The following is a 22,700-nucleotide window of genomic DNA, read 5'->3' on the forward strand; positions in this document are numbered from 1 at the left end:
ACACACGCCCTTCGGCTGCGTGACGAACGCAACCTATTAAACTTGATAATCCGAGTAAAGTATAAACATGAGTTTTATAATCATATTTTTCGAGAAAAAATCAGCTCTTCGCTCGCAGGCCGGAAAGCGGTGCGTCCGCCCGTCAGTTTACGGACATCGGGACGGTAAAGGTCCAACTGCTCTTGCCGGAACCGGCCGGGATGGCCGCGAAAGGTGCTGCGCTGCGAACCGAATCCAGGGCCGCCTTGTCGAGACGGTCTGATCCGGAGCTGCGAACGAGATTGACCCCTGCCAGGCCTCCATTCGCGGCGATGACGAACGTAACCGTCGCCGTATCGCCTTCGCCACTACGGATCCCGCGGGTCTTCCTGAGGAAAGCGCGCTGGACCTTTGAGCGGACCTTGCCCTTGTAGTTTTCCTCTCCAGCGTTGCCGATCACCGACGCTGCCCGTCCCTGACCGGTGGCGGCCGTGGAAGCACCATTGACATCGCCGTCCGCCTGGCCTTTGACCTGGGTCTGTTTCTGCTCACCCTTGTCGCCAGCCTTCTTGCGGGTGACCTTCTTTTTCTTGACCGGTTCCTTCTTCGGTTCAGGTTTTTCCACCTGCTCCTTCTTCGGCTCCACGATCTCGGGCTTTACTTCCGGCACGACGGATTCGACCGGCGCGACGCTTGCGGTGACCACAGCTTCGGCAACCTCAAGGGGCGGCATCTCTTCGGCCGGCAGAATGACGTCGGGCTCGGTCGCCGTCAGATCGTGCGGCTCTTCCGCGGCGATTTCCGGTGTGGTCGAAGTCTGCTCCTCGACCGGCGCAAGCTCCTCCGGCTTCACCTCGTCAGGGACATCATCAATCGGCTCGACGATCTCGGAGGGATCACCCGCCTGCAGCGTTTCATTGAACGCGTCGCCGAGAACGGCAACTTCTGTCGCCGTACCGCCGATCATGAGCGTCGATTCGTCCTCCGGCGGCGAAGATGCGAACAGGGTAGCAAGAACAACGCCGTGCGTTGCAAGCGAGATGATGGCGGCCCCAGCCCAGATGACGATACGCTTCATTACTGCCTTACCTTCGCCGCACCGGGTGGCGCAAACCCACGCTCCCTATGGTCTCAATCAGCCCCTGTTCCCTCAGCCCTTGAGTTCCACCGCCGATTTCGAGCCGGTCTTGATCCCGCTCATGCAGGTGCCCGGCTGCACGCCGTCGCCGACACAGGCCGGCGCATCGTTGATCAGCAGGCTCTTCACCGCATCGCAATTGGTGCCGGGGAGATCAAACTGACGAACCTTGGTCTTGCCGGCGGGCAGATCGCGGAAGTCGAGGACGGCCATGCGCTCGACGAGACCCTTCTGGTCGAAGATCACGAACTCGAAAGACACCTTGCTCAGCGACTGCGCCAAGGCGTTGCCAGCAACGAAAGTGAGCTTGCAGCCCTTCTGCGACGGCGCGACATCGTTCAACTCGATCGTCAGCCCACCGGCGGGCACAGCCTCCTGGGCGTTGACACTGGTCCCCGCGATAAGGGTCGCAAGAGCAACGGAAGCAATCGGAAGGCTGGAAAACTGCATAACGACATCACTCCAGAGGGTTGCAGCGAGCCACCGAACGAGGCCCGCACGCCCTTGTCCACAAGCCGGCAATAACTAACTTGAGTTTTTAAGTCCGGTATTGCGTCCATAAATAAATATGAGTAATGAAGTCAAGATAGTAAACGAATTGCACGGCAGGAAATGCTGGAAAAACAGCGCGGCCTGCCCTCTCGAAACGGCCAACCCAGTGACCAACGACAATGACCTTGCACGCCCATCCGAGCCGCCGATCCAGGCCGGGCGCGCGCAACGGATAATTGAAAGTCGCGAACTTTTCGGCAGCGAAAACGAGATCCTCATTTCCCACGACGGCGCGATCTACCGCATGAAGATCACCCGCCAAGGCAAACTGATCCTGAACAAATAGGCAGATGAAAATGACCGAGAGCCTCCGTCCCACTCCTTCCGAAATCCGCGCCTACCGCGCCGAGAACCCGAAGATGCGCGAGCGTGATATCGCAGCCCAGCTCGGTGTTTCCGAAGCCGCTCTCGTCGCTGCCGAATGCGGGCTGACCACCGTGCGTATCGATGCCGATGCCAACCGTTTCCTGTCGCGCGTCGAGGAACTCGGCGAAGTCATGGCCCTGACCCGCAACGAAAGCGCGGTCCACGAAAAGATCGGCGTCTATGAAAAGATCACCACAGGTGAGATGGCAAGCATCGTGCTCGGCGGTGAGATCGACCTCCGGGTTTTCCCGAGCGCCTGGGCGCACGCCTTCGCCGTGACGAAGACCGACGACCAGGGTGAAACCCGCAAGAGCCTGCAGTTTTTCGACAAGTGGGGCAATGCCGTGCACAAGGTGCACCTGCGCCCGGAATCGAATGTGGCGGCCTATGACAAGATCGTCGCGGATTTCCGCCTTGACGACCAGACGCAGGAATTCGCCGCCGACGCCAGCGTGCCCGCCGCCGACGACAGGCCAGAGACCGTCGTCGATGTTGCCGAGCTGCGCGACCGCTGGACGAAAATGACGGACACCCATCAGTTCCACGGCATGCTGCGCAAACTGAAGATCGGCCGCCGCCAGGCGCTCAGCAACATCGGCGAAGATTTCGCCTGGCAGCTCGACCCGTCCAGCATCGAAACCATGATGCGTTCCAGCGCCGAGATCGAACTGCCGATCATGTGCTTCGTCGGCAACCGCGGCATGATCCAGATCCATTCCGGCCCGATCGCCAGGATCGCGCCGATGGGCCCCTGGCTCAACGTCATGGACCCGACCTTCCACCTGCACCTGCGCACCGACCACATCGCCGAACTCTGGGCCGTGCGCAAGCCGACGGCCGACGGCCACGTCACTTCGATCGAGGCGCTCGACGCCAAGGGCGAGATGATCATCCAGTTCTTCGGCAAGCGGAAAGAGGGCCTCGCGGAACGTCCGGAATGGCGCGCGATCGCCGAGGGCCTGCCGCGTCTCGAAACGACTGTCGCCGCCTGAGGACAGGATAAGGAACACTTCGATGATCAACGGTCTCGACTTCCGTCGCCTTCGCCCCCGGGAACTGGCGCTTGCCGCCTTTGCCCTTTCGGCGCCCTTCCTGCTGCCGGCGGTGGCACCCGGTGCGTCCTCTTTCATCCGGCCGGCGATGGCCGAGGAGATACAAAAGGCCGACGTCTCGCGCGTCGTTTCGGTCGGCGGAGCGATCACCGAGATCATCTATGCGCTCGGCGAGGAAGGCCGCCTCGTCGGCCGCGATTCCACGAGCACCTATCCCGAAGCGGCAAAGGCGCTGCCGGATGTCGGCTACATGCGCCAGCTCGCACCGGAAGGCATCATCGCCGCCAACCCGATTGCCATCATCGCCATCGAAGGCAGCGGCCCGCCAGAAGCGCTGGCGGTGCTGAAGGAGGCGAACATCGCCTTCACCAGCGTGCCTGAGACCTTCGACAAGGCCGGCATCCCCGCGAAGATCCGCACCGTCGGCACTTTCCTCGGCGTCGAGGAAAAGGCCGAAACCCTGGCAAAGAGCGTGGAAGCCGATCTCGATGCGGCAGTCGCCGAGAGTGCCGCCCGTCCGGAAGCCGAACGCAAGCGCGTGCTCTTCATCCTGAGCACGCAGGGCGGAAAGGTCATGGCCTCGGGACAGGGCACCGCGGCCAACGGCATCATCGAGCTCGCGGGCGCCGTAAACGCGGTCGGAACTTTCCCCGGCTACAAGGCGCTGACCGACGAGGCCATCATCGAGGCCAAACCCGATGTCGTCCTGATGATGGACCGTGGCGGCGAACATTCCGCCAAGGCGGACGAACTCTTCGCCCTGCCGGCGCTCAGCCTTACGCCTGCCGCCAAGAACAAGGCGCTGATCCGCATGGACGGCCTGCACCTGCTCGGTTTCGGTCCACGCACGGCAAGCGCCGTGCGTGGACTGAATGCCGCCATTTACGGGAAGAAGGCCAATGCCGCGCAGTGAGGCGGTGGACCGCGGCATGCGCCCGACCGCTTTCGCCGCCGATATCCGCAACGAATGGCGCGCGGGCAACCGCTCGCGGCTGGCGCGTCTCGTCATCGCCGCCTTGATCGCGTTTGCCGTCGCGACCTTCGTCGGCTCGATCATGACTGGTGCTGCCGATGCGTCGCTCGCCAATGTCTGGCACTGGTTGATCGGTGAGGCCGATCAGGGCTTAAGCATCCGCGACCGCATCATTATCCTCGATATCCGCCTGCCGCGCGCCGTGCTCGGGATGCTCGTCGGCGCTTCGCTCGCCGTTTCCGGCGTCGTCATGCAGGGTCTTTTCCGCAACCCCCTGGCAGATCCCGGCCTCGTCGGCGTCTCCTCGGGCGCGAGCCTCGGCGCCGTGCTGCTGATCGTGCTCGGAACCGCCGCCTTCGGGCCGCTTTTCGCGCTGTTCGGTTTCTATGCGTTGCCGGTCGCAGCCTTCGTCGGCGGCCTCGCCACGACCCTGCTGCTCTACCGTATCGCCACCCGCAGCGGCCAGACATCGGTTGCCACCCTGCTGCTTGCCGGTATCGCGCTCGGCGCGCTGACCGGCGCGGTCACCGGCGTTCTCGTCTTCAGGGCCGACGACAAACAACTGCGTGACCTCACCTTCTGGGGGCTCGGCTCGCTCGCAGGCGCCAACTGGACGAAGATCCTGGCCGCAGCGCCGATCATCCTCGCGTCGCTCGCGGTGACCCCCTTCCTGGCGCGCGGATTGAACGCCATCACCCTCGGCGAAGCGACGGCCTTCCACATGGGCATTCCCGTCCAGCGGCTGAAGAACATCGCGATCGTCAGCGTCGCCGCGGCGACCGGCGCATCCGTTGCCGTCAGCGGCGGCATCGGCTTCGTCGGCATCGTCGTTCCGCACCTGCTGCGCCTCGTCATCGGCCCCGACCATCGCTACCTGCTGCCCGCCTCGGCGCTGCTCGGTGGCACGCTGTTGATCCTTGCCGACATGATCGCCCGTACCATCGTATCTCCGGCGGAACTGCCGATCGGCATCGTCACCGCCTTTATCGGCGCGCCGTTCTTCCTCTGGATCCTGCTGCGCGGCCGTTCGAACATGGGACTCTGAAGGCCATGATCAACGTCTCCAATCTCTCCGTCCGACTCGGCGGGCGACCTGTCATCCACGGCGTATCCCTCAAGGCTTTGCCGGGCGCATTGACCGCCATCGTTGGACCGAACGGCTCCGGCAAGACCACGACGCTGAAGGCGATCTCCGGCGAGCTTTCGCCGTCGAGCGGAGCGATCCGCATCAATGGTCGCGACCTCAGCGGGCTGAAGCCGTGGGAACTCGCGCTGATGCGCGGTGTTCTGCCCCAGTCGACGGTCATCTCCTTCCCCTTCACCGTGCGCGAGGTCGTGAGGTTGGGCCTTGCCGCCGGTGCCAATGCGGACCCCGCCGCGCACGACCGGGTCACGGCCGAGGCGCTGGAAGCAGTGGATCTCGCGGGCTTTGCCGGACGTTTCTACCAGGAACTGTCGGGCGGCGAGCAGCAGCGCGTGCAGCTTGCCCGCGTCCTCTGCCAGATCACCGATCCGGTAATCGACGGCGAGCCGCGCTACCTGCTTCTCGACGAACCCGTGTCGAGCCTCGATATCCGTCATCAGCTCGGGATCATGCAGCTCGCCCGCAAGTTCTGCGAACGCGGCGGTGGGGTCGTCGCCGTGATGCATGACCTCAATCTCACGGCTATGTTCGCGGACCATATGGTGATGATGAAGACCGGCAAGGTCCGCGCCAGTGGTGCCCCCCGCGAGGTTCTGACCGACGAGACGATGGAAGCCGTTTTCGGCTGCCGCATGCAGGTGGGTGTCGCACCGGCACCGCACGTGCCCTTCGTCCTGCCGCAGACAGCATCGCTCTGACCGACCCTTGGGGCGTCGCGGGCGAAACAGCCCTTGTCGCCGCAATTCGCTTGACTGGCCAAGGTCAAGTTTTCACGAAACAATTTCTGCACTTGTGCGTTGTTCTCCCGAAGCGCCGGAAAGGGCCTCTAGTTGTGCCCGCCGGTTCCGTCAGACAGCGCCGACCGCTTGCGGCCGGCGCATGCGTGAAAGGGAGTATCCGTCATGGCGCCAGGCCTCTTCTCCGGTTCGGGATCGCGATCGACAAAAAGCAATGGCAAGCTCGCCGATCTCTCCATTGAGGAACAACTGGGCGAGCTGCGGAGCGATGTGGCAACGCTCGTCGCCTTGCTAGCCGATCGCGGATCTGCCGCCTCGAAGCAGGCGCGCGGCAAAGTGCAGGATGCCCGTGAACAGGCGGAAGCCGGCATCAGCGAATTGCTGGCAAGCGGCGAAGACCTGCTGGCCGAGCTTCGCGACCGCTATGCCGGCACGGAAAAGCAGGTCCGCCACGCGGTTCGCGAGCATCCCGTCGCCACGCTCGGCGCGGCCGCCCTGATCGGGCTCGCCGTGGCGGCGCTGCTTCGTCGCTGACTTGCGATCCGTCAAGCTGGACCGGCGCGCAATGGCTCGCGGTTCCGGCCGAGATGAGGAAAGGCATGGAGCTTTTCCGCCGGTATTTCGCCTCCAAACCTATAAGCGTCGAGCACGACGGGAGTAACGCATGGGACCATTGACGGCCGCCCTCGCCAGCCTCTTGGCCGCCGACATCAGCGCCACTGCCTCTCGCGTGAAGCGCAATGCAGCCCTATGGAGCATCATAGGGCTGTTGCTCCTCACCGCCTATGTCTTCACCCTCGCAGCCGCCTTTCTGTTTCTTAGTGTTCGCTACTCGCCCGTCGCGGCTGCAGCGGCAATCGCCGGGGCGCTGGTCGTCACAGCCCTGGTGCTTATTGCCATCCTCATCGCCCTGCAGAGCCGAGACCGCCGGCTTCAGGAAGAACGCCGCCGCCGCACGCAGATGCAAACCAATCTGACGCTGCTCGCAGCAGCCGGCATCCTGCGCAAACAGCCGCTTCTTGCCGTTGCCATGGCTCTCGCGGTCGGCGCTCTCTTGGGGACCGGCAAGCGACGCGGACGCAAACACGACGATTGATGGGCGGGTGCGGTCCCGTCAGAGCGGCAACCGGATAAGCGCCGTGACACCGGCTGGGAGATACTCGACCTTCACCGAACTGCCCAGCACCTTGTCGAGGCTGCGCTCGATGAGGATGGAGCCGAAGCCGCGCCGCTTCGGCTCGCGCACCGGCGGCCCGCCAACTTCGCTCCACGTAAGATGAAGGACGGTGTCGCCGTCTTCGACGACGTTTCGCGCCGTCAACACAACCTTGCCTTTCGGCACCGAAAGCGATCCGTATTTCACGGCGTTGGTTGCAAGCTCGTGCAGCACAAGCCCCAGGCCGACGGCCTGGTCGGGACCGAGCGACACTTCGTCCTTATGCAGTTCGATCTGGTCCGCATAGGCGCTCACATGCGGCAGCAGTTGCTTGGCGATCAGGTCGGCAAGCCGGATCGTGCCCCACTCGTGATCGGACAGCAGACCATGCGCCTCGGAGATCGCCTGCAAGCGACCGGCAAACGCGGTCATGAACTCGGCCGGGTCGCTCGTCTGGCGAAGCGTCTGGCGCGCAAGCGATTGCAGCATGGCGAGCGTGTTCTTGACCCGGTGATTGAGCTCCTTCAGCAGGAGCCGGGTGCGCTGCGCCGAAGCCTGCTGGTCGGTGACATCGATCGTCACGCCGATGAATGTCAGCGGATTGCCCTTGCCGTCCCGGTCATGCACGCGGCCGCGGCCGAGCAGCCAGCGCCCCGTGTCGCCGATACGGAACATGCCGTCATATTCGTCGTCGGCCTTCATCGCCTGGCGAAGCTTGGCGAAAGTCGCGCCGCGATCGTCGACGTGGATCGCGCCGAAGATGTCCCGGGCGCCGACCGAACTATCGGCCGAAAGTCCGAACATGCGTTTCAAGGCGCTGTTGCCGGCGATCGCACCCGAGCGGATATCCCAAAGCCAGCTACCGATGTTGGCCGCCTCGAGCGCCATCGCGTGCCGCTGCTCCTCGCGCGACAAGGCCGCCTCCTTCAGCGCGCGTCGACGGGCCTCGTCCTTGACCTTGAAAAGCGAGGCTGCGAGCGCGGCAAGTCGGCACAATTGGTGGATGAGCGATTGCGATACGTCAGCGCGCGGCTTGTCGTCGAACACGCAAACCGTGCCCACCGCCTGCCCTTCCAGCATGATCGGCGCGCCGGCATAGAAGCGCAGAAATGGCGGCCCCTTGACCTGCCGATGGCGCGCGAACCGCGGATCGGCCGAGGCGTCGAGGACGACGAGGCTTGCATCGGCCGCAGCGGCTACATGCGTGCAAAATGCGTCTTCGGCCGGGGCACGGGTCTCATCGGTACCGACGGCTGCCTTGAACCACTGCCATTGGCGGTCGATCAGGGTCACCAGTGCGACCTGAGCGTCAAAAAGCCCGGCAGCGATTTCGGCGATCCCGTCGAAATCCCGGTCCGGGACGGCCATGTCAGGCACGGTCGCGTGCAGGACGCCAAGACGCTCGGGCGCGTCGAGCAGCCTCGTCACAGGCGGATCCGTTTTCTCTGTCCTCACGTGCATACGGTCTCAATTCTCAATCTGAACGAGATGAGGAAGCCGCCGGGATCAACCGCATCCCGCTCGGTTTGGAGCGTCTCGACCCAATGTCGTCACGACTGCGCTTTCGTCAGTCGATGTCGGCCGTCACCGCCTATCCCCTCGGGCCCCAGCCGTCAGTGAAAGCAGGACACCGCCACTTTTGCAACGGTATCCGGCCGGAAATTCTTCCCTCAGGAGACGAAGGCGCGCGACGTGATCGGAGCCGAGGTTTCGTCCGGCCCGTAGTCGTTTTCACCCTTCACCTGCAGGATGTCCTGCAGCCGCTGGCGCGCGCGGTTCACCCGGCTCTTGATCGTGCCGAGAGCGCAGCCGCAGATCGTCGCCGCCTCTTCGTAGGAGAAGCCGGAAGCGCCGACTAGGATGATCGCTTCGCGCTGGTCCGGCGGCAGCATATCGAGCGCGCGCCGGAAATCTTGCAGGTCGAGCGACCCGTATTGCTCGGGGTGATGGGCCAGCGACTCGGTGAAGTGCCCATCGGTGTCCTGCACCTCGCGCCCGCGCTTGCGCATCTGGCTGTAGAGCTCGTTGCGCAGGATCGTGAAGAGCCAGGCTTTCATATTGGTGCCCATCTCGAAATGGTCCTGCTTCGCCCAGGCCTTCATGATCGTGTCCTGGACGAGGTCGTCGGCACGGTCGTGGCGACCGATCAACGACATCGCGAAGGCGCGCAGGCTCGGCAAGGCGGCAAGCATCTCTCGCTTGAAATCATTCTTTTCGGACGACATTCTGGCACTTACTCCCTGCCCTGCAGTGCCGACCTCTGCTCGGCCGCGTCGAGTTTTTCCAGAAGATCGAGAAAACGCGCGGGTATCGCCTCTTCCTGCACGGACTGATAAAGCGCTTTCAGCTTTGCTGCGATTTGCGCGTTTGGGTCTTCTGTCCATAAGGTCGTGCCGGTAGTCCGCCCTGCCCCTGTTTTATATTTCATTGTCAAACTGTCGCCTTCGAGTGTCCATAGCCGCGATAACGCGGCAGAAAATTGAAATGTTCCCTTGGGGAACCTTTTTTTACGTCCGGCGTTCTCGCAACGTCACCGTAGAAAGATATTCGAGGGAGTTCCCCCTATGACATTGTCCACGCGGATCGCACCGCTTCTGCCGTATCTGCGCCGTTACTCACGCGCGCTGACCGGCTCGCAGACATCCGGCGACGCCTATGTTGCTGCCGTTCTCGAAGCGCTGATCGCCGACACGTCGATTTTCCCGGAAGCAAGCAATGACCGCGTCGGCCTGTTCAGACTCTTCACCTCACTTTTCGGCTCCTCATCCGTCCTTGTGCCGGAGCCGATCTCGCCTTTCGCCTGGGAACAGCGCGCGTCGATCAATCTCGCGACGGTCTCGCCCCTAGCCCGCCAGGCCTTCCTGCTGGTCTCGGTCGAAGGTTTCCGTCCCGAGGAAGCCGCCGAAGTCCTCGACGTCTCCACCGAAAAGGTCGGCGGCCTGCTCGACCGCGCCTCGCAGGAAATCTCGCGTCAGGTCGCAACCGATATCATGATCATCGAGGACGAACCGCTGATCGCCATCGACATCGAGCAGATGGTCGAGAGCCTCGGCCATCGCGTCACCGGCATCGCCCGGACCCGCGACGAAGCGATTGCCCTCTACAAGCAGACCCGGCCAAGCATGGTGCTTGCCGACATCCAGCTCGCCGACGGCAGCTCGGGTATCGACGCCGTCAACGACATCCTGAAGACAAGCGCCATTCCGGTGATCTTCATCACCGCCTTCCCGGAACGGCTCCTGACCGGCGAACGGCCGGAACCGACCTTCCTCGTCACCAAGCCGTTCAACCCGGACATGGTCAAGGCACTGATCAGCCAAGCGCTGTTCTTCAACGAATCGACCAAGGCGGCGGCCTGAGCAACGGGTCATTTCGCCGTTTCCGAAACGGCGAAATGACCACCTTTGCTGGACGGTACCCTTCGAGACAACATCTCAAATTTTCCCGCAATCGACCCTGGCAGCGGCGCCCGCACGCACCCGACTCTGCTGGCAGCATCGGCGCAGCGTACTTGGGTGGACAGCCGTTTTTCGATTACCCCCAAACACACGACAGCCAGTGCCGAGGGAAGGCACTGGCTGGTATGTGCAACTCACTCGGGGAGTGTGAGTTGTAGGCCGGCGGTCTGCCTCCGGCGCGGCATTGGGGGCTATGCGCGCCACCGTCCGGTCGCAAGCAAAATGCGCGACGCGGCAAAAGGTTCCATGCGCTTGCAATGGCTGTTTTCGCCTACCAATTCATAGCATCTTGTCGAGTTCGTCACGGTGACGGTAGAGCGCCAGGAACCGACGGTAATCGCGATCATAGGTGGCACGAACGCTTGCATCCGGCAGGCGCTCATGTCCGTCCGACGCCATTGCCATGCCCGCGGCTGCGAGGTCCTGGTGAATGCCGCCGGCAACCGCCGCCGCCATCGCCGTACCGAGCAGCACCGCGTCCGGCGCCTGTGGCGCCACCACGCGGCAGCCGGTCACATCGCAATAGAGCTCCATCAGAAGTGCGTTGCGCACGTGGCCGCCGGTAACGTGCAGCGTGTCGAGCTGATAGCCGACCTCGCGCATCATCTCGAGGATGTGGCGAATGCCGAGCGCGATCGCGACACAGGTGCGCCAATAAAGCCGGCAGAGCGCATCGAAGGAGGAATCGAGCGGCAAGCCACTGATAACGCCGAGCCCGTGCGGATCGGCAAGCGGCGAGCGGTTGCCATGGAAGTCGGGAAGCACATGCAGGCGATCGGCAAAAGCGGTCCCCTGCTCCGCCCGCAGTTCCTGCACCCGGGCGATGATCCGGCCATGCGTCTCGGCGGTCGGCTCGAGACCGCCGCCGTGCAGCCGCACGATATGGTCGAGCAGCGCACCGGTCGCCGACTGCCCGCCTTCGATCAGCCAGGCGCCGGGAAGAACCGCTTCGTAATAGGGGCCCCACATGCCGAAGCCGGGCTTCATGTCCTTGGAGAAGGCGACGATGCAGCTCGACGTGCCGGCAATCAGCGCCAGTTGCCTTTCGAGCTTCTCCGGCGCACCGATGAACCCGCCAACGACGCCGAGCGCACCGGCATAGGCGTCGATCAGACCCGGCGCCACCTGGCAGCCTTCGTCCAGTCCGAGCTCGGCCGCCGCCGCTGCACTCAAATGGCCGACCGAGCTTCCGATCGGCAGGCTTTCCTCGGGCAGACCGCCGCGCTCGATAAGATCCTCGAGCCCGATCCTTGAGAGATAGTCGGGCTGCCAGCCACGCTTCTCATGCGCCAGATAGTTCCATTTTGCCGTCAAAGTGCAGCGCGAGCGTGCGGCGCTTCCCGTCGCCCGCCAGGAGAGATAATCCGCGAGATCGAAGAAGAAGCCGGCCTTGTTCCACTGTCCCGGCAGGTTGCGCTTCAGCCACATCAGCTTCGGCATTTCCATTTCCGGCGACATGACACGGCCGGAAAAATCGAGCACCGGGTGACCGGTGGCCGTGCAGAAGTCAGCCTCTGCCAGCGCCCGATGGTCGAGCCACACGATCGTGTCCCAGCGCGCCTCGCCCTTGCGGTTGACGGAAAGCGGCTTGCCGTCCCGGTCGCGCACCACCAATGAGCAAGTGGCGTCGAAACCGATCGCCGCAATGTCTTGCGCAGCGATGCCAGCCTTATCCTTGGCCGCCTTGACCGCGCCGCAGACGGCGCGCCAGATATCCTCGGAGTCATGCTCGGCGTGGTTTTCTTCCGGCCGGTTCATGGCGATCGGCAGGTCGGCACGCGCCAGCAGCGTACCCCTTCGGTCAAAGATACCGGCGCGCGCACTGCCGGTGCCGACATCGACCGCAACGACGAATTCACGCATCAATGAATGCCCCGCCCCCTGGATCACGGTGATTTTCGGTTGGATCGACCCAAAATCAAAACCGTGATCGATTGTCATTCGTTCGAGCGGGATGCGGGCGGAAATCCGCACACATTCTCCTCACCCCGCTCTCCTGCATGTTTCCTTTGGTCGTCTCCGATTATGGACAAAAACATGCGGCACTTCAAAATGCTACAGCGACCTTTGCGCGTCTGATAAGACGTGCGGCGCTGTAGTTCCATCCCTGCTATCGGCCGACAAATTGTAACAATTCGCCCATGTCGTCAAACAGCACGTCGGGGCTGAGGTCGGAGAGACTTTGCCGATGCTTGTCGGTGCGCGCGTGGCTGCCGCCGGCAAAGGCGAAGACCCGCATGCCCGCCGCCTTCGCCGCTTCGATGCCCGCCGGACTGTCCTCGACGACGACGCAATCCTTGGGCGCGAAACCCATTTCGCGGCTCGCATGCAGGAAGAGATCAGGTGCCGGCTTGCCATGTTTGACCATGGTAGCGGAGAAGATGTTGGGCTCGAAGAGATCGATGAGGCCGGTGACGGTCAGCGACAGGCGGATGCGTTCCGGCTGGCTGGACGAGGCGACGCAGCACGCGCCTTCGAGGCCCTCGACCGCTTCGCGAATGCCTGCAATCGGCTGCAGTTCCGAACGAAAGCGATCGTAGAGACGAAGGCGCATGCCCTCGAGGAACGCGTCGTCGGTGGCGAGCCCGTATTCGTCGTGCAGGATCGCCGACATGCTTTTCAGGCTGCGCCCGAGAAAGCGTTCCGTCGCCTCCTCGGTGGTCATCGAAACGCCGGCGGCCGAGAGCACGTCCACCAGCACTTCCAGCGAGATCGGCTCGCTATCGACGAGCACCCCGTCGCAATCGAAGATCACCAGCCCGGACGCCGCATCCGCCATAACACCCTACCCCTTACAGCGACGCGCATTACGCAAGGGCCGCCGTAACGCTTTGAATTGGCGCATAATTCGCCCTTGCATCGAATCCGATCCAAGGAATTATGCGGTAAGCTTCCCGTCCAGATAAAGCTGGAGCGTAGCGCGCGTACCCTTTTCCCAGAGCGTTTTCAATGCATGAGCGAAACGGCGGCGGAAGAGATCGGAGCCCGCGACATCGCCGAAGATATCGCCGAGCGCCAGGAAGGCCATCGGATCGTCCTTGGCGGCCAGCGCCGCCTTGTTCAGCCGGTCGGCGCTCTGGTCGTTGAAGACGATCGCCCTGCCGCTGTCGGACGTGCCGGCGAAATAGCGGCACCAGAGCGCCGAAACCAGCGACAGCCCGACGACGTCCTCGCCGCGCGCCAGCCGATCGGCGGTCGAAGGCAGGATGAATTTCGGCTGCCGGTTGGAGCCGTCCTGCGCCAGGCGGGGGATCGTGTCGCCGATCTTCGGATTGGAGAAGCGCGTCTCGATCAGCTTGTAGTAATCGCCGAGATCGGTGTTCGGCACCGGCGGGATGACCGGAATGATCTCATCGTGTTCGAGCTTGGCAAGGAAGGCACGAATCAGCGGCTCCTCCATCGCCTCGTGGACGAAATGAATGTCGAGAAGAGCGGCCGGATAGGCGATCGCCGCATGGCCGCCATTGAGGATGCGGATCTTCATGTGCTCGTAGGGCGCAACGTCAGGCACGAACTGGACGCCCACCTTCTCCAGCGCCGGGCGGCCGAGCGGGAAATGATCCTCCAGCACCCATTGCTTGAATTCCTCGCAGAACACCGGCCAGGCATCCTCGATGCCGTATTCGTCGGCGACGATGCCGATCTCGCGTGCGCCGGTTGCCGGCGTGATCCGGTCCACCATGCCGTTCGGGAAAGCGACATTGGCGTCGATCCAATCGGCGAAGGCCGGGTCGAAGAGCCGCGCGAGACCGGCGACCGCCGCATGCGTGACCTCGCCATTGCCCGGAATATTGTCACAGGACATCACGGTGAAGGGCGGAACGTTCTTGTCCTTGCGCGCTTTCATCCCGGCGACGATCAGCCCGAACACCGTCTTCGGGGCCGCCGGGTTCTGCGCGTCGGCAACGATTGCCGGATGGGTCGGGTTGAACACGCCTGAGGCCGGATCGATGAAATAGCCGCCTTCGGTGATCGTCAGCGACACGATGCGGATCGCCGGATCGGTGAGCTTCGCAACGATCGCCTGGATGTCGCCGGGCTCGAGATAGTCGATCATCGCGCCGGTGACATGGGCGCCGGTGCGGTTGTTGTCCTGCTCCACGACGGTCGTCAGGAAATCCTGCGCCGCAAGCTTGGCGCGCATCGCTGCATCAGAGGCAAGCACGCCGGCCCCGATGATGGCCCAGTCCAGGTCGTGTCCGGCATTGAAGAGATCATCGAGATAGACGGCCTGGTGCGCCCTGTGGAAGTTGCCGACGCCGAAATGCACGATACCCGCCGTCAGTTGCGACCGGTCGTAGTTCGGCACGCCGGCCTTGGCCTTGATCGTGTCGAGGGCGGCAAGTGAGAGTTTGGTCGTCATGGTCTCGTATCCTTTCGAGGCCTTGCCTGCGTTCACAGGCTCAGCTCATCCAGTTGCCGCCGTCGACGTTATAGGTCTGCGAAACGACGTAGTCGCTCTCCGCCGAGGCGAGGAAGATCGCCATTCCGGTCAGGTCCTCGGCCGTTCCCATTCGGCCGAAGGGCACCTCGGCGCCGACCAGTTTCTTCTTTTCGCCGAGCGGGCGGTTCTCGTATTTGGCAAACAGCGCATCGACGCCGTCCCAGTGCTCGCCATCGACCACGCCGGGCGCGATCGCGTTGACGTTGATGCCATGCTTGATGAGGTTGAGGCCGGCCGACTGGGTAAGGCTGATGACCGCCGCCTTGGTGGCGCAATAGATCGCGACCAGCGCTTCGCCGCGGCGCCCCGCCTGGCTCGCCATGTTGATGATCTTGCCGCCCCGGCCCTGGGCAATCATCTGCTTTGCTGCCGCCTGCAGGGTGAACAAGGTGCCGGCGACGTTGATCGAAAACAGCCGGTCATAGCTTTCGCGGGTGATCTCGACGATCGGCGCGAGATCGAAGAGCGCGGCATTGTTGACGAGGATGTCGAGCCCGCCGGCATGCTTGACGACCGCCGCGATCGCCGCATCGATCGATGCCTGCTGCGTCACGTCCATCTCGACCGCATAGGCGCCCGCACCGATCTCGGAGGCCGTCTGCCGCGCCCGATCGATGTTGATGTCGGCGATCGCGACCGTGGCGCCTTCGCGGATATAGGCCTCGGCGAAGGCACGGCCGATCCCCCGCGCAGACCCGGTGATCAGCGCGCTTTTTCCTTCGAGCCGTCTCATCGGATTGCCAGGCCCTTGTCATCGAATCTGTGGACGCGCTGCGGATCCGGCGTCAGGAACACGCGATCGCCATGGGTCACGGCGAAATCACCGCTGACGCGCGCCGTCACCGTGCCGATGCCGTCGACGTTGACATGCAGGAAAGTGTCGGAGCCGAGATGTTCGGCGACGCCGACCGTGCCCTGCCAGGTGCCACTGTCCTTGGAGAGCGCCAGGTGCTCGGGGCGGACGCCCATCGTGTGCGCCTGATAGGCGGACGCTGGGGCACCGCCTACGAAGTTCATGCGCGGCGAGCCGATGAAGCCGGCGACGAACAGGTTGTCCGGTCTGTGGTAAAGCTCGAGCGGCGAGCCGACCTGCTCGATGCGGCCGCGATTCAGCACCACGATCTTGTCGGCCATGGTCATGGCCTCCACCTGGTCGTGGGTGACGTAGATCATCGTCGTCTTCAGGTCCTGGTGCAGCTGGCTGATTTCCAGCCGCATGTTGACGCGCAGCGCCGCATCGAGGTTCGACAGCGGCTCGTCGAACAGGAAGGCCTTCGGCTGGCGCACGATCGCCCGGCCGATCGCGACACGCTGGCGCTGGCCGCCGGAAAGCTGGCGCGGCTTGCGGTCGAGATAATCGGAGAGATTCAGCACCCGGGCCGCCTCCGACACCTTCTTGTCGATGACGGCCTTGTCCTCGCCCGCCATCTTCAGGGGAAAGGCGATGTTCGAGCGCACGCTCATATGGGGATAGAGCGCATAGGACTGGAACACCATTGAGAGACCCCGCTGCGCCGGCGGCAGTTCGGTGGCGTTTTTGCCGTCGATGACGATGTCGCCATCACTGACGTCTTCGAGCCCGGCGATCAGCCTGAGCAGCGTCGACTTTCCGCAACCCGACGGTCCGACGAAGACGACGAATTCGCCATTGTTGATGTCGAGGTCGATCGAGGGGATGACGGCATGGGCGCCGAAAACCTTCGAAACCTTGCTGAGTGTAATGCTTCCCATTGTCGTATCCCTTATTTGACCGCGCCGAAGGTGAGGCCGCGTACGAGCTGCTTCTGCGAGAACCAGCCGAGTATGAGGATGGGGGCGATCGCCATGGTCGAGGCGGCCGAGAGCTTGGCGTAGAACAGGCCTTCTGGGCTCGAATAGGAGGCGATGAAGGCCGTCAGTGGCGCGGCTTTCGCGGCACTGAGGTTCAGCGTCCAGAACGCCTCGTTCCAGGAGAGGATGATGTTGAGCAGCAGCGTCGAGGCGATGCCGGGAATCGCCATCGGCGTCAGCACGTAGATGATCTCCTTGGAGAGCGAGGCGCCGTCCATGCGGGCGGCCTCCAGGATCTCGCCGGGGATCTCCTTGAAATAGGTGTAGAGCATCCAGATGATGATCGGCAGGTTGATCAGCGTCAGCACGATCACCAGGCCGGTGCGGGTATCGAGCAGGCCGGTGTTGCGGAACATCAGATACATCGGCACCAGCACGCCGACCGACGGCATCATCTTCGTGGAGAGCATCCACATCAGCACGTCCTTGGTGCGCTTGGTCGGCGAGAACGCCATCGCCCAGGCGGACGGAATGGCGATGACCAGGCCGATCAGCGTCGAACCAAAGGAGACGACGACCGAGTTCATGAAGTGCAGGAAATAGTTCGAGCGGCTCTGCACCTCGTGATAGTTCTCCGTCGTCCAGTCGAAGAACAGGAGTGACGGCGGCGAAGCGATCGCTTCGGCCTCGGTCTTGAAGCTCGTCAGGAACGTCCAGAGGATCGGGAAGAAGATCAGGATGCCGATCGTCCAGGCGACGACCGTTATGACGATCTTTCGTTGGGTGGAGACGTTGCGTGCCATGGTTCTCAAGCCTCCAGCGTCTTGCCGATCATGCGCATCAGGAAGAATGCGACAATGTTGGCGAGGATGACCGCGATGATGCCGCCGGCTGATGCGCCGCCCACGTCGAATTGCAGCAGTGCCTGCGCATAGACGAGGAATGTCAAATTGGTGCTCTGCGTGCCCGGCCCGCCATTGGTGGTCACCAGGATCTCGGCGAAGACCGAGAGCAGGAAGATCGTCTGGATGAGGATGACGACCGTAATCGCGCGGGAAAGATGCGGCAGCACAAGATAGATGAAACGGCTCCAGGCGCCGGCACCGTCCATCTGCGCCGCTTCCTTCTGCTCCTCGTCGAGCGACTGCAGCGCCGTCAACAGGATCAGCGTCGCAAAGGGCAGCCATTGCCAGGCGACGATGAGGATCACCGACAGCAGCGGCGCATTGGCAAGGAAGTCGAAGGGCTGCAGCCCGAAGAGCTTGGCGATCCAGGCAAAGAGCCCGTTGACCGGGTTCATGAACATGTTCTTCCAGACGAGGGCCGCCACGGTGGGCATGATCAGGAAGGGTGCGATCACCAGGATGCGCACGATCCCCTGCCCGAACATCGGCTGGTCTAGCAGCAGCGCCAGCGCGATGCCGCCAACGACCGTGATGAACAGCACGCCGAGCACGATTGCGAGCGTGTTGAAGATCGCCTGGAAGAAGGCGGGATCGGTCAGGAAGTATTTGTAGTTCGAGAAGCCGGCGAACTCTTCCATTCCCGGCATCAGAAGATTGTAGCGCAGGAACGAGAAGTAGATCGTCATGGCCAGGGGAACGATCATCCAGGCCAGAAGCAAAAGCACCGAGGGCGCGATCATCAGCCGCGCGGCGGAGCGGGTGTGCAAGGTCGCCATGGCGTCCCCCAATGATGGAATTCAACGCGGTTTCGAGAGCTTGGACCAGGCGCGGGCTTGCCGCGCGCCTGCCTCCAGGCACAGGCCCGAAGGAGAATTACCGGGGCGCCGGCCATTTGCGGCCAGCACCCCGGGCCCTTGGGAGCCCTATTTGATGTAGCCGGCCTTCGTCATCTCACGCTCGGTGAGCTGCTGGGCACTGGCAAGCGCCTGGTCGACGCTCATCTGCCCGGCAAGCGCTGCCGAGAACTGCTGGCCGACCGCCGTACCGAGACCCTGGAATTCCGGGATCGCCACGAACTGCACGCCGACATAGGGAACGGGCTTTACAGCCGGGTTCTTCGGGTCAGCCGCGTTGATCGAGTCGAGCGTCATCTTCGCGAACGGCGCCGCCTTCTGGTACTCGGGGTTTGCGTAGAGCGAGGTGCGCGTGCCCGGAGGTACGTTGGCCCAGCCTTCCTTGTCGGCCACCAGCTTCAGATAATCCTTGCTGGTGGCCCAGGCGATGAACTTCTCGGCCGAAGCGGCCTTCTGCGAGCCTGCGGGGATTGCGAGGTTCCAGGCCCAGAGCCAGTTGCCGCGCTTGCCGAGCCCGGTGTCCGGAGCGAGCGCGAAGCCGACCTTGTCGGCAACCGTCAATTCCTTCGGGTTGGTGACGAAGGACGCGGCCACGGTCGCATCAATCCACATGCCGCACTTGCCGGTCTGGAACAGCGACAGGTTCTCGTTGAAGCCGTTGGAGGAGGCGCCGGGCGGGCCAGCGTCGTTCATCAGCTTGACGTAGAAGTCGAGTGCCTTCTTCCATTCCGGCTGGTCGAACTGCGGCTTCCAGTTCTCGTCGAACCAGCGGGCGCCGAAAGCGTTCGCGGTCGCCGTCAGGAAGGCCATGTTCTCGCCCCAGCCTGCCTTGCCGCGCAGGCAGATGCCGTAGACCTCGTTGCCTTTGTCGGTGATCTTGCGCGCGGCATCGGCGATGAAGTCCCAGGTCGGCGCGTCGGGCATTGTGAGCCCCGCCTTCTCGAACAGGTCCTTGCGATACATCACCATCGAGCTCTCACCGTAGAACGGCGCGGCATAGAGCTTGCCGTCGATGGTGAGACCGGAGCGGATCGCCGGCAGGAGATCGTCGACATCGTAGTCGGCGCCGAGATTGTCGAGCGGCAGCAGCCAACCCTGCTTCGCCCAGATCGGCACTTCATAGGTGCCGATCGTCATGATGTCGTACTGGCCGCCCTTGGTGGCGATATCGGTCGTCACGCGCTGGCGCAGCACGTTTTCCTCGAGCGTTACCCACTCGACCTGAATGTCCGGATTCTTTGACGTGAAATCCCCCGTCAGCTTCTGCATCCGGATCATGTCACCGTTGTTCACGGTCGCGATCGTCAGGGTTTCTGCTTGGGCCAGACCCGACAGTGCGACTGCCGAGCACGTGCCCAGCAGGAAAGTTCTCAAGTTCATCGACTTCCTCCCAGAAGAATTGAGCATTTGCCTCGCTCATGAGCAATTACTCACTTCTCGTGACAAAATGTCAATGTGCAATCGTCGCTGCGTTGCACACAGAAACATTAGATGATTGTTTTGATTGCTGATTTTTTCCTTACGCACATGCGAAAGGCCGGCGCATCGGCCGGCCTTTTCAAACGTTTCGTATTGCGATCAGGCGTTGAGTAGATAGATCGCCGTCGCCTCATCGGTGATGAGACCGTTGATGATTCCACCTTTCACGGCCGCTCTCAGCGCTTCGTATTTACGCCGGCCCTTGGCGAGGCCGATGACCGACGCCTTGTCCCGCGATGGAAGCGGCACCGATGCGACGCGCTCGTTGAAGCGTCCCGAAAGCAATGCACCGTCATGGTCGAACATCCAGCCGCAGATCTCGCCGGCGGCGCCGGCCTTGGTGAGCTCGGCCATTTCGTCCTGCGCCAGGAACCCGTCCTGGCAGAGCGGTGCGTCCGGGCCGAGTTCGCCGACGCCGACGAAGGCGACATTGGCTTCTGCCCCGAGCCTCAGCGCCACCTGCACGAGGCTCTGGCTGTGCAGCACTTCCCGCTCCTCCGGCGAGGAGGCAAGAACCGGCAACGGCATGGGAAAGTGCCGCGCCTTGACCGCATCGGCCATGCTGAAGATGACGTTGTAGTAGGCGGCCGAACCGTCGAGGCCGATATTGCCGGTGAGCGACACGATGCGGTGTTGCGGACATTCCATCGGTGGCAACTGGTCGACGGCTGCCTTCAATGTGCGGCCGGTGCCGATTGCCAGCACCTGCGGCTCGGGCGACTTCAGCCAGCGCTCGATTTCGGCGGCGCCCGCCTCGGCGATGCCGACGATCGTCGAGGTCGAGCCGGGGTCGCTCGGCACCACCTCCACATGTTTCAGCCCGTATTTGTCGCGCAGGCCCGCCGCCGCCTCCAGGCAGGCGGCGATCGGATGGTCGAGCCGAACCTTGATCAGCCGCTCGGACATGGCGAGCGAAACGAGCCGCTGCGCCGATTGGCGCGAGATACCCATGACGGTCGCAATCTCGTCCTGGGTGCGGCCGGCGACATAATATAGCCAGCCCGCACGGGCAGCATCATCAAGCCTGTTGTTCGCCTCGCCCCTGCGTGCCATGCCTATTCTACCGATCCTCATAAGTAGAGCGGGACGCGGGCGGAAAGCCACACACACTTTTCCTCATCCCGCTCCAGTTTGCTGCCACTATTTGCCCTGCCCTGTCAAACGGAGCCTCGGAACAACACGGGCTGGCAAACCTGCCCGAGGGCCGGGATCACAAGGGATTCGAGCCCGTTCGACCTCAAACTTTTACCGTTTGATAAAAAAATAAAGCGTGTTACCGTTCCATCATCCTGAGAAAACATTGGGAGCTAAAAATGGGAACGACACAATCTGGGATCCTCGGCGGCCGCCTGCCGCTCGGGGAGTACGAGAGCAATTTCTCCGACCTCCATCCGCCGCTCGACAAGCACGAGGCCCTCGTCGCTTCCGACCGCTGTTACTTCTGTCATGACGCGCCGTGCATGACGGCCTGTCCCACCTCCATCGATATCCCGCTGTTCATTCGGCAGATATCGACCGGAAACCCGATCGGATCGGCGAAGACGATCTTCGATCAGAACATCCTCGGCGGCATGTGCGCCCGCGTCTGTCCCACCGAAACGCTCTGCGAACAGGCCTGCGTTCGCAACACCGCCGAGGAGCGCCCGGTCGAGATCGGCCGCCTGCAACGCTATGCGACAGACGTGGCGATGAAGGAGAACAAGCAGTTCTACACCCGCGCCGCCGCCTCCGGCCGCAAGGTTGCCGTCGTCGGCGCCGGCCCGGCAGGACTTGCTGCCGCCCACCGGCTCGCCGTCAAGGGCCACGACGTCGTGATCTACGACGCCCGCCCGAAATCGGGCGGCCTCAACGAATACGGCATCGCCGCCTATAAGTCGGTCGACGACTTCGCCCAGAAGGAAGTCGACTACGTGCTGTCGATCGGCGGCATCGAGGTGCGCAACGGCCAGGCACTCGGCCGCGATTTCACCCTCGCCGAACTTCAGGAACAATATGACGCCGTGTTTCTCGGCCTTGGCCTTGCCGGCGTCAACGCGCTGCGCCTCGAAGGCGAAAATGCCGAGGGCGTCGAGGACGCCGTCGATTTCATCGCGGCGCTCCGCCAGTCGAAGACCAAGGCCGATATCCCGGTCGGACGCCGGGTTGTCGTTCTCGGCGGCGGCATGACCGCGATCGACGCGGCGGTTCAGGCAAAGCTGCTCGGCGCCGAAGAGGTGACGATCTGCTACCGCCGCGGCAAGGAGCACATGAATGCTTCCGAGTTCGAGCAGGATCTGGCGGCTTCCAAGGGCGTCACCATCCGCCACTGGCTGCAGCCGAAGCGCATTGCCGAGAAGGACGGCAAGGTCGCCGGCATCGAGCTGGAATACACGACGCTCGAAGACGGAAAGCTGACGGCGACGGGCGAAACAGGTATCATTGCAGCCGACCAGATCTTCAAGGCGATCGGCCAGAGCTTCCTCGGAAGTGGCCTCGGCGCCCTGAAGCTCGAAGGCGGCCGTATCGTCACTGATGCCGAAGGGCGAACCTCGATCGACAACGTCTGGGCCGGCGGCGACTGCGTGCTGGGCGGCGAAGACCTCACGGTCTCGGCCGTTGCCATGGGCCGCGATGCCGCTGAATCGATCAACCGGGCCTTCGCCGCGGCCGCGCCGCGCGCGAGCGCGGTTGCCTAAGGATCGGGAGGAGAAACC

The 22,700-nt window shown here is 63.1% G+C and carries 23 protein-coding genes; 9 read left to right on the top strand and 14 right to left on the bottom strand.

Annotated features, from left to right (window positions below):
• Positions 1–142 precede the first annotated feature (142 nt).
• Both AC1Z3V_RS31835 and AC1Z3V_RS31840 read right to left on the bottom strand, forming a co-directional pair.
• Entirely contained in the window at positions 143–1,057 is a 915-nt protein-coding gene (locus AC1Z3V_RS31835) for an energy transducer TonB family protein (RefSeq protein ID WP_483504006.1), read from the bottom strand.
• A 72-nt stretch (positions 1,058–1,129) separates the two neighbouring features.
• Positions 1,130–1,567 carry a hypothetical protein gene (locus AC1Z3V_RS31840; RefSeq protein ID WP_483504007.1) on the bottom strand — a complete coding sequence of 146 codons (438 nt, stop codon included), beginning with the start codon at positions 1,565–1,567 and terminating at the stop codon, positions 1,130–1,132.
• A 118-nt stretch (positions 1,568–1,685) separates the two neighbouring features.
• On the opposite strand from AC1Z3V_RS31840, the gene hemP reads away from it, so the two are divergent.
• From hemP to AC1Z3V_RS31875, 7 genes are all read left to right on the top strand, one after another.
• On the top strand, positions 1,686–1,955 hold the full coding sequence (hemP, locus tag AC1Z3V_RS31845; RefSeq protein ID WP_429816504.1) for a hemin uptake protein HemP: 270 nt from the start codon (positions 1,686–1,688) through the stop codon (positions 1,953–1,955).
• A gap of 10 nt (positions 1,956–1,965) precedes the next feature.
• Positions 1,966–3,027, top strand: a complete 1,062-nt coding sequence (locus AC1Z3V_RS31850; RefSeq protein WP_483504008.1) for a hemin-degrading factor — start codon at positions 1,966–1,968, stop codon at positions 3,025–3,027.
• 22 nt (positions 3,028–3,049) lie between these two features.
• The gene (locus AC1Z3V_RS31855) at positions 3,050–4,000 is read left to right on the top strand and encodes a heme/hemin ABC transporter substrate-binding protein (protein ID WP_483504009.1); all 951 of its coding nucleotides are present in this window, start codon (positions 3,050–3,052) and stop codon (positions 3,998–4,000) included.
• The gene (locus AC1Z3V_RS31860) at positions 3,987–5,105 is read left to right on the top strand and encodes a FecCD family ABC transporter permease (RefSeq protein ID WP_483504010.1); all 1,119 of its coding nucleotides are present in this window, start codon (positions 3,987–3,989) and stop codon (positions 5,103–5,105) included. The genes AC1Z3V_RS31855 and AC1Z3V_RS31860 overlap by 14 nt, the downstream gene beginning before the upstream one ends.
• A 5-nt stretch (positions 5,106–5,110) precedes the next feature.
• A complete protein-coding gene (locus AC1Z3V_RS31865) occupies positions 5,111–5,902 on the top strand; it encodes a heme ABC transporter ATP-binding protein (RefSeq protein WP_483504011.1) in 792 nt (263 codons plus the stop codon).
• A gap of 204 nt (positions 5,903–6,106) precedes the next feature.
• Entirely contained in the window at positions 6,107–6,475 is a 369-nt protein-coding gene (locus AC1Z3V_RS31870; RefSeq protein ID WP_429816518.1) for an ElaB/YgaM/YqjD family protein, read from the top strand.
• A gap of 130 nt (positions 6,476–6,605) precedes the next feature.
• Positions 6,606–7,037 carry a hypothetical protein gene (locus AC1Z3V_RS31875; protein WP_483504012.1) on the top strand — a complete coding sequence of 144 codons (432 nt, stop codon included), beginning with the start codon at positions 6,606–6,608 and terminating at the stop codon, positions 7,035–7,037.
• A gap of 18 nt (positions 7,038–7,055) precedes the next feature.
• On the opposite strand, the gene AC1Z3V_RS31880 is transcribed toward AC1Z3V_RS31875, so the two are convergent.
• The 3 genes from AC1Z3V_RS31880 to AC1Z3V_RS31890 form a co-directional block, all read right to left on the bottom strand.
• Positions 7,056–8,558 (bottom strand): sensor histidine kinase, encoded by a 1,503-nt coding sequence (locus tag AC1Z3V_RS31880; RefSeq protein WP_483504013.1) that lies wholly within the window; start codon positions 8,556–8,558, stop codon positions 7,056–7,058.
• A 209-nt stretch (positions 8,559–8,767) separates the two neighbouring features.
• Positions 8,768–9,322 carry an RNA polymerase sigma factor gene (locus AC1Z3V_RS31885; RefSeq protein WP_113535624.1) on the bottom strand — a complete coding sequence of 185 codons (555 nt, stop codon included), beginning with the start codon at positions 9,320–9,322 and terminating at the stop codon, positions 8,768–8,770.
• A gap of 8 nt (positions 9,323–9,330) precedes the next feature.
• Positions 9,331–9,525: a NepR family anti-sigma factor gene (locus AC1Z3V_RS31890; RefSeq protein WP_429816525.1), complete on the bottom strand. Its 195-nt coding sequence runs from the start codon at positions 9,523–9,525 to the stop codon at positions 9,331–9,333.
• Positions 9,526–9,661: 136 nt separating this feature from the next.
• On the opposite strand from AC1Z3V_RS31890, the gene AC1Z3V_RS31895 reads away from it, so the two are divergent.
• Positions 9,662–10,456: a response regulator gene (locus tag AC1Z3V_RS31895; protein ID WP_429816528.1), complete on the top strand. Its 795-nt coding sequence runs from the start codon at positions 9,662–9,664 to the stop codon at positions 10,454–10,456.
• A 378-nt stretch (positions 10,457–10,834) separates the two neighbouring features.
• On the opposite strand, the gene AC1Z3V_RS31900 is transcribed toward AC1Z3V_RS31895, so the two are convergent.
• The 9 genes from AC1Z3V_RS31900 to AC1Z3V_RS31940 form a co-directional block, all read right to left on the bottom strand.
• Positions 10,835–12,418, bottom strand: a complete 1,584-nt coding sequence (locus AC1Z3V_RS31900) for an FGGY-family carbohydrate kinase (protein WP_429816531.1) — start codon at positions 12,416–12,418, stop codon at positions 10,835–10,837.
• A gap of 247 nt (positions 12,419–12,665) precedes the next feature.
• On the bottom strand, positions 12,666–13,334 hold the full coding sequence (locus AC1Z3V_RS31905; protein ID WP_429816534.1) for an HAD family hydrolase: 669 nt from the start codon (positions 13,332–13,334) through the stop codon (positions 12,666–12,668).
• A 99-nt stretch (positions 13,335–13,433) separates the two neighbouring features.
• The gene (locus tag AC1Z3V_RS31910; RefSeq protein WP_483504014.1) at positions 13,434–14,918 is read right to left on the bottom strand and encodes a mannitol dehydrogenase family protein; all 1,485 of its coding nucleotides are present in this window, start codon (positions 14,916–14,918) and stop codon (positions 13,434–13,436) included.
• 40 nt (positions 14,919–14,958) lie between these two features.
• A complete protein-coding gene (locus AC1Z3V_RS31915) occupies positions 14,959–15,732 on the bottom strand; it encodes an L-iditol 2-dehydrogenase (protein WP_483504015.1) in 774 nt (257 codons plus the stop codon).
• Positions 15,729–16,730: an ABC transporter ATP-binding protein gene (locus tag AC1Z3V_RS31920; RefSeq protein WP_429816541.1), complete on the bottom strand. Its 1,002-nt coding sequence runs from the start codon at positions 16,728–16,730 to the stop codon at positions 15,729–15,731. Before AC1Z3V_RS31920 ends, AC1Z3V_RS31915 begins: the two co-directional genes overlap by 4 nt.
• An 11-nt stretch (positions 16,731–16,741) precedes the next feature.
• Complete coding sequence (locus tag AC1Z3V_RS31925) at positions 16,742–17,572, bottom strand: carbohydrate ABC transporter permease (RefSeq protein WP_429816544.1); 831 nt, start codon at positions 17,570–17,572, stop codon at positions 16,742–16,744.
• 5 nt (positions 17,573–17,577) lie between these two features.
• Complete coding sequence (locus AC1Z3V_RS31930; protein ID WP_429816547.1) at positions 17,578–18,450, bottom strand: carbohydrate ABC transporter permease; 873 nt, start codon at positions 18,448–18,450, stop codon at positions 17,578–17,580.
• Positions 18,451–18,597: 147 nt separating this feature from the next.
• Positions 18,598–19,908 carry an ABC transporter substrate-binding protein gene (locus AC1Z3V_RS31935; RefSeq protein ID WP_483504016.1) on the bottom strand — a complete coding sequence of 437 codons (1,311 nt, stop codon included), beginning with the start codon at positions 19,906–19,908 and terminating at the stop codon, positions 18,598–18,600.
• 198 nt (positions 19,909–20,106) lie between these two features.
• Positions 20,107–21,060 (bottom strand): sugar-binding transcriptional regulator, encoded by a 954-nt coding sequence (locus AC1Z3V_RS31940; protein WP_483504017.1) that lies wholly within the window; start codon positions 21,058–21,060, stop codon positions 20,107–20,109.
• Positions 21,061–21,320: 260 nt separating this feature from the next.
• On the opposite strand from AC1Z3V_RS31940, the gene AC1Z3V_RS31945 reads away from it, so the two are divergent.
• Positions 21,321–22,682, top strand: coding sequence for an NAD(P)-dependent oxidoreductase (locus tag AC1Z3V_RS31945; protein ID WP_483504018.1), 1,362 nt, complete (start codon positions 21,321–21,323; stop codon positions 22,680–22,682).
• Positions 22,683–22,700 lie beyond the last annotated feature (18 nt).

The organism is Ensifer sp. 38_S197 (assembly GCF_056924495.1).

Excerpts from the sequence above, each read along its gene's own strand:
- AC1Z3V_RS31915 (WP_483504015.1), bottom strand. The coding sequence starts at position 15,732 with ATGAGACGGCTCGAAGGAAAAAGCGCGCTGATCACCGGGTCTGCGCGG.
- AC1Z3V_RS31930 (WP_429816547.1), bottom strand. The coding sequence starts at position 18,450 with ATGGCGACCTTGCACACCCGCTCCGCCGCGCGGCTGATGATCGCGCCC.
- AC1Z3V_RS31945 (WP_483504018.1), top strand. The coding sequence starts at position 21,321 with ATGGGAACGACACAATCTGGGATCCTCGGCGGCCGCCTGCCGCTCGGG.
- AC1Z3V_RS31860 (WP_483504010.1), top strand. The coding sequence starts at position 3,987 with ATGCCGCGCAGTGAGGCGGTGGACCGCGGCATGCGCCCGACCGCTTTC.
- AC1Z3V_RS31840 (WP_483504007.1), bottom strand. The coding sequence starts at position 1,567 with ATGCAGTTTTCCAGCCTTCCGATTGCTTCCGTTGCTCTTGCGACCCTT.
- AC1Z3V_RS31875 (WP_483504012.1), top strand. The coding sequence starts at position 6,606 with ATGGGACCATTGACGGCCGCCCTCGCCAGCCTCTTGGCCGCCGACATC.
- AC1Z3V_RS31925 (WP_429816544.1), bottom strand. The coding sequence starts at position 17,572 with ATGGCACGCAACGTCTCCACCCAACGAAAGATCGTCATAACGGTCGTC.
- AC1Z3V_RS31920 (WP_429816541.1), bottom strand. The coding sequence starts at position 16,730 with ATGGGAAGCATTACACTCAGCAAGGTTTCGAAGGTTTTCGGCGCCCAT.
- AC1Z3V_RS31895 (WP_429816528.1), top strand. The coding sequence starts at position 9,662 with ATGACATTGTCCACGCGGATCGCACCGCTTCTGCCGTATCTGCGCCGT.
- AC1Z3V_RS31905 (WP_429816534.1), bottom strand. The coding sequence starts at position 13,334 with ATGGCGGATGCGGCGTCCGGGCTGGTGATCTTCGATTGCGACGGGGTG.
- AC1Z3V_RS31885 (WP_113535624.1), bottom strand. The coding sequence starts at position 9,322 with ATGTCGTCCGAAAAGAATGATTTCAAGCGAGAGATGCTTGCCGCCTTG.
- AC1Z3V_RS31890 (WP_429816525.1), bottom strand. The coding sequence starts at position 9,525 with ATGAAATATAAAACAGGGGCAGGGCGGACTACCGGCACGACCTTATGG.
- AC1Z3V_RS31910 (WP_483504014.1), bottom strand. The coding sequence starts at position 14,918 with ATGACGACCAAACTCTCACTTGCCGCCCTCGACACGATCAAGGCCAAG.
- AC1Z3V_RS31835 (WP_483504006.1), bottom strand. The coding sequence starts at position 1,057 with ATGAAGCGTATCGTCATCTGGGCTGGGGCCGCCATCATCTCGCTTGCA.
- AC1Z3V_RS31870 (WP_429816518.1), top strand. The coding sequence starts at position 6,107 with ATGGCGCCAGGCCTCTTCTCCGGTTCGGGATCGCGATCGACAAAAAGC.
- AC1Z3V_RS31855 (WP_483504009.1), top strand. The coding sequence starts at position 3,050 with ATGATCAACGGTCTCGACTTCCGTCGCCTTCGCCCCCGGGAACTGGCG.
- AC1Z3V_RS31940 (WP_483504017.1), bottom strand. The coding sequence starts at position 21,060 with ATGGCACGCAGGGGCGAGGCGAACAACAGGCTTGATGATGCTGCCCGT.
- AC1Z3V_RS31935 (WP_483504016.1), bottom strand. The coding sequence starts at position 19,908 with ATGAACTTGAGAACTTTCCTGCTGGGCACGTGCTCGGCAGTCGCACTG.
- AC1Z3V_RS31850 (WP_483504008.1), top strand. The coding sequence starts at position 1,966 with ATGACCGAGAGCCTCCGTCCCACTCCTTCCGAAATCCGCGCCTACCGC.
- AC1Z3V_RS31900 (WP_429816531.1), bottom strand. The coding sequence starts at position 12,418 with ATGCGTGAATTCGTCGTTGCGGTCGATGTCGGCACCGGCAGTGCGCGC.
- AC1Z3V_RS31880 (WP_483504013.1), bottom strand. The coding sequence starts at position 8,558 with ATGCACGTGAGGACAGAGAAAACGGATCCGCCTGTGACGAGGCTGCTC.
- hemP (WP_429816504.1), top strand. The coding sequence starts at position 1,686 with ATGAGTAATGAAGTCAAGATAGTAAACGAATTGCACGGCAGGAAATGC.
- AC1Z3V_RS31865 (WP_483504011.1), top strand. The coding sequence starts at position 5,111 with ATGATCAACGTCTCCAATCTCTCCGTCCGACTCGGCGGGCGACCTGTC.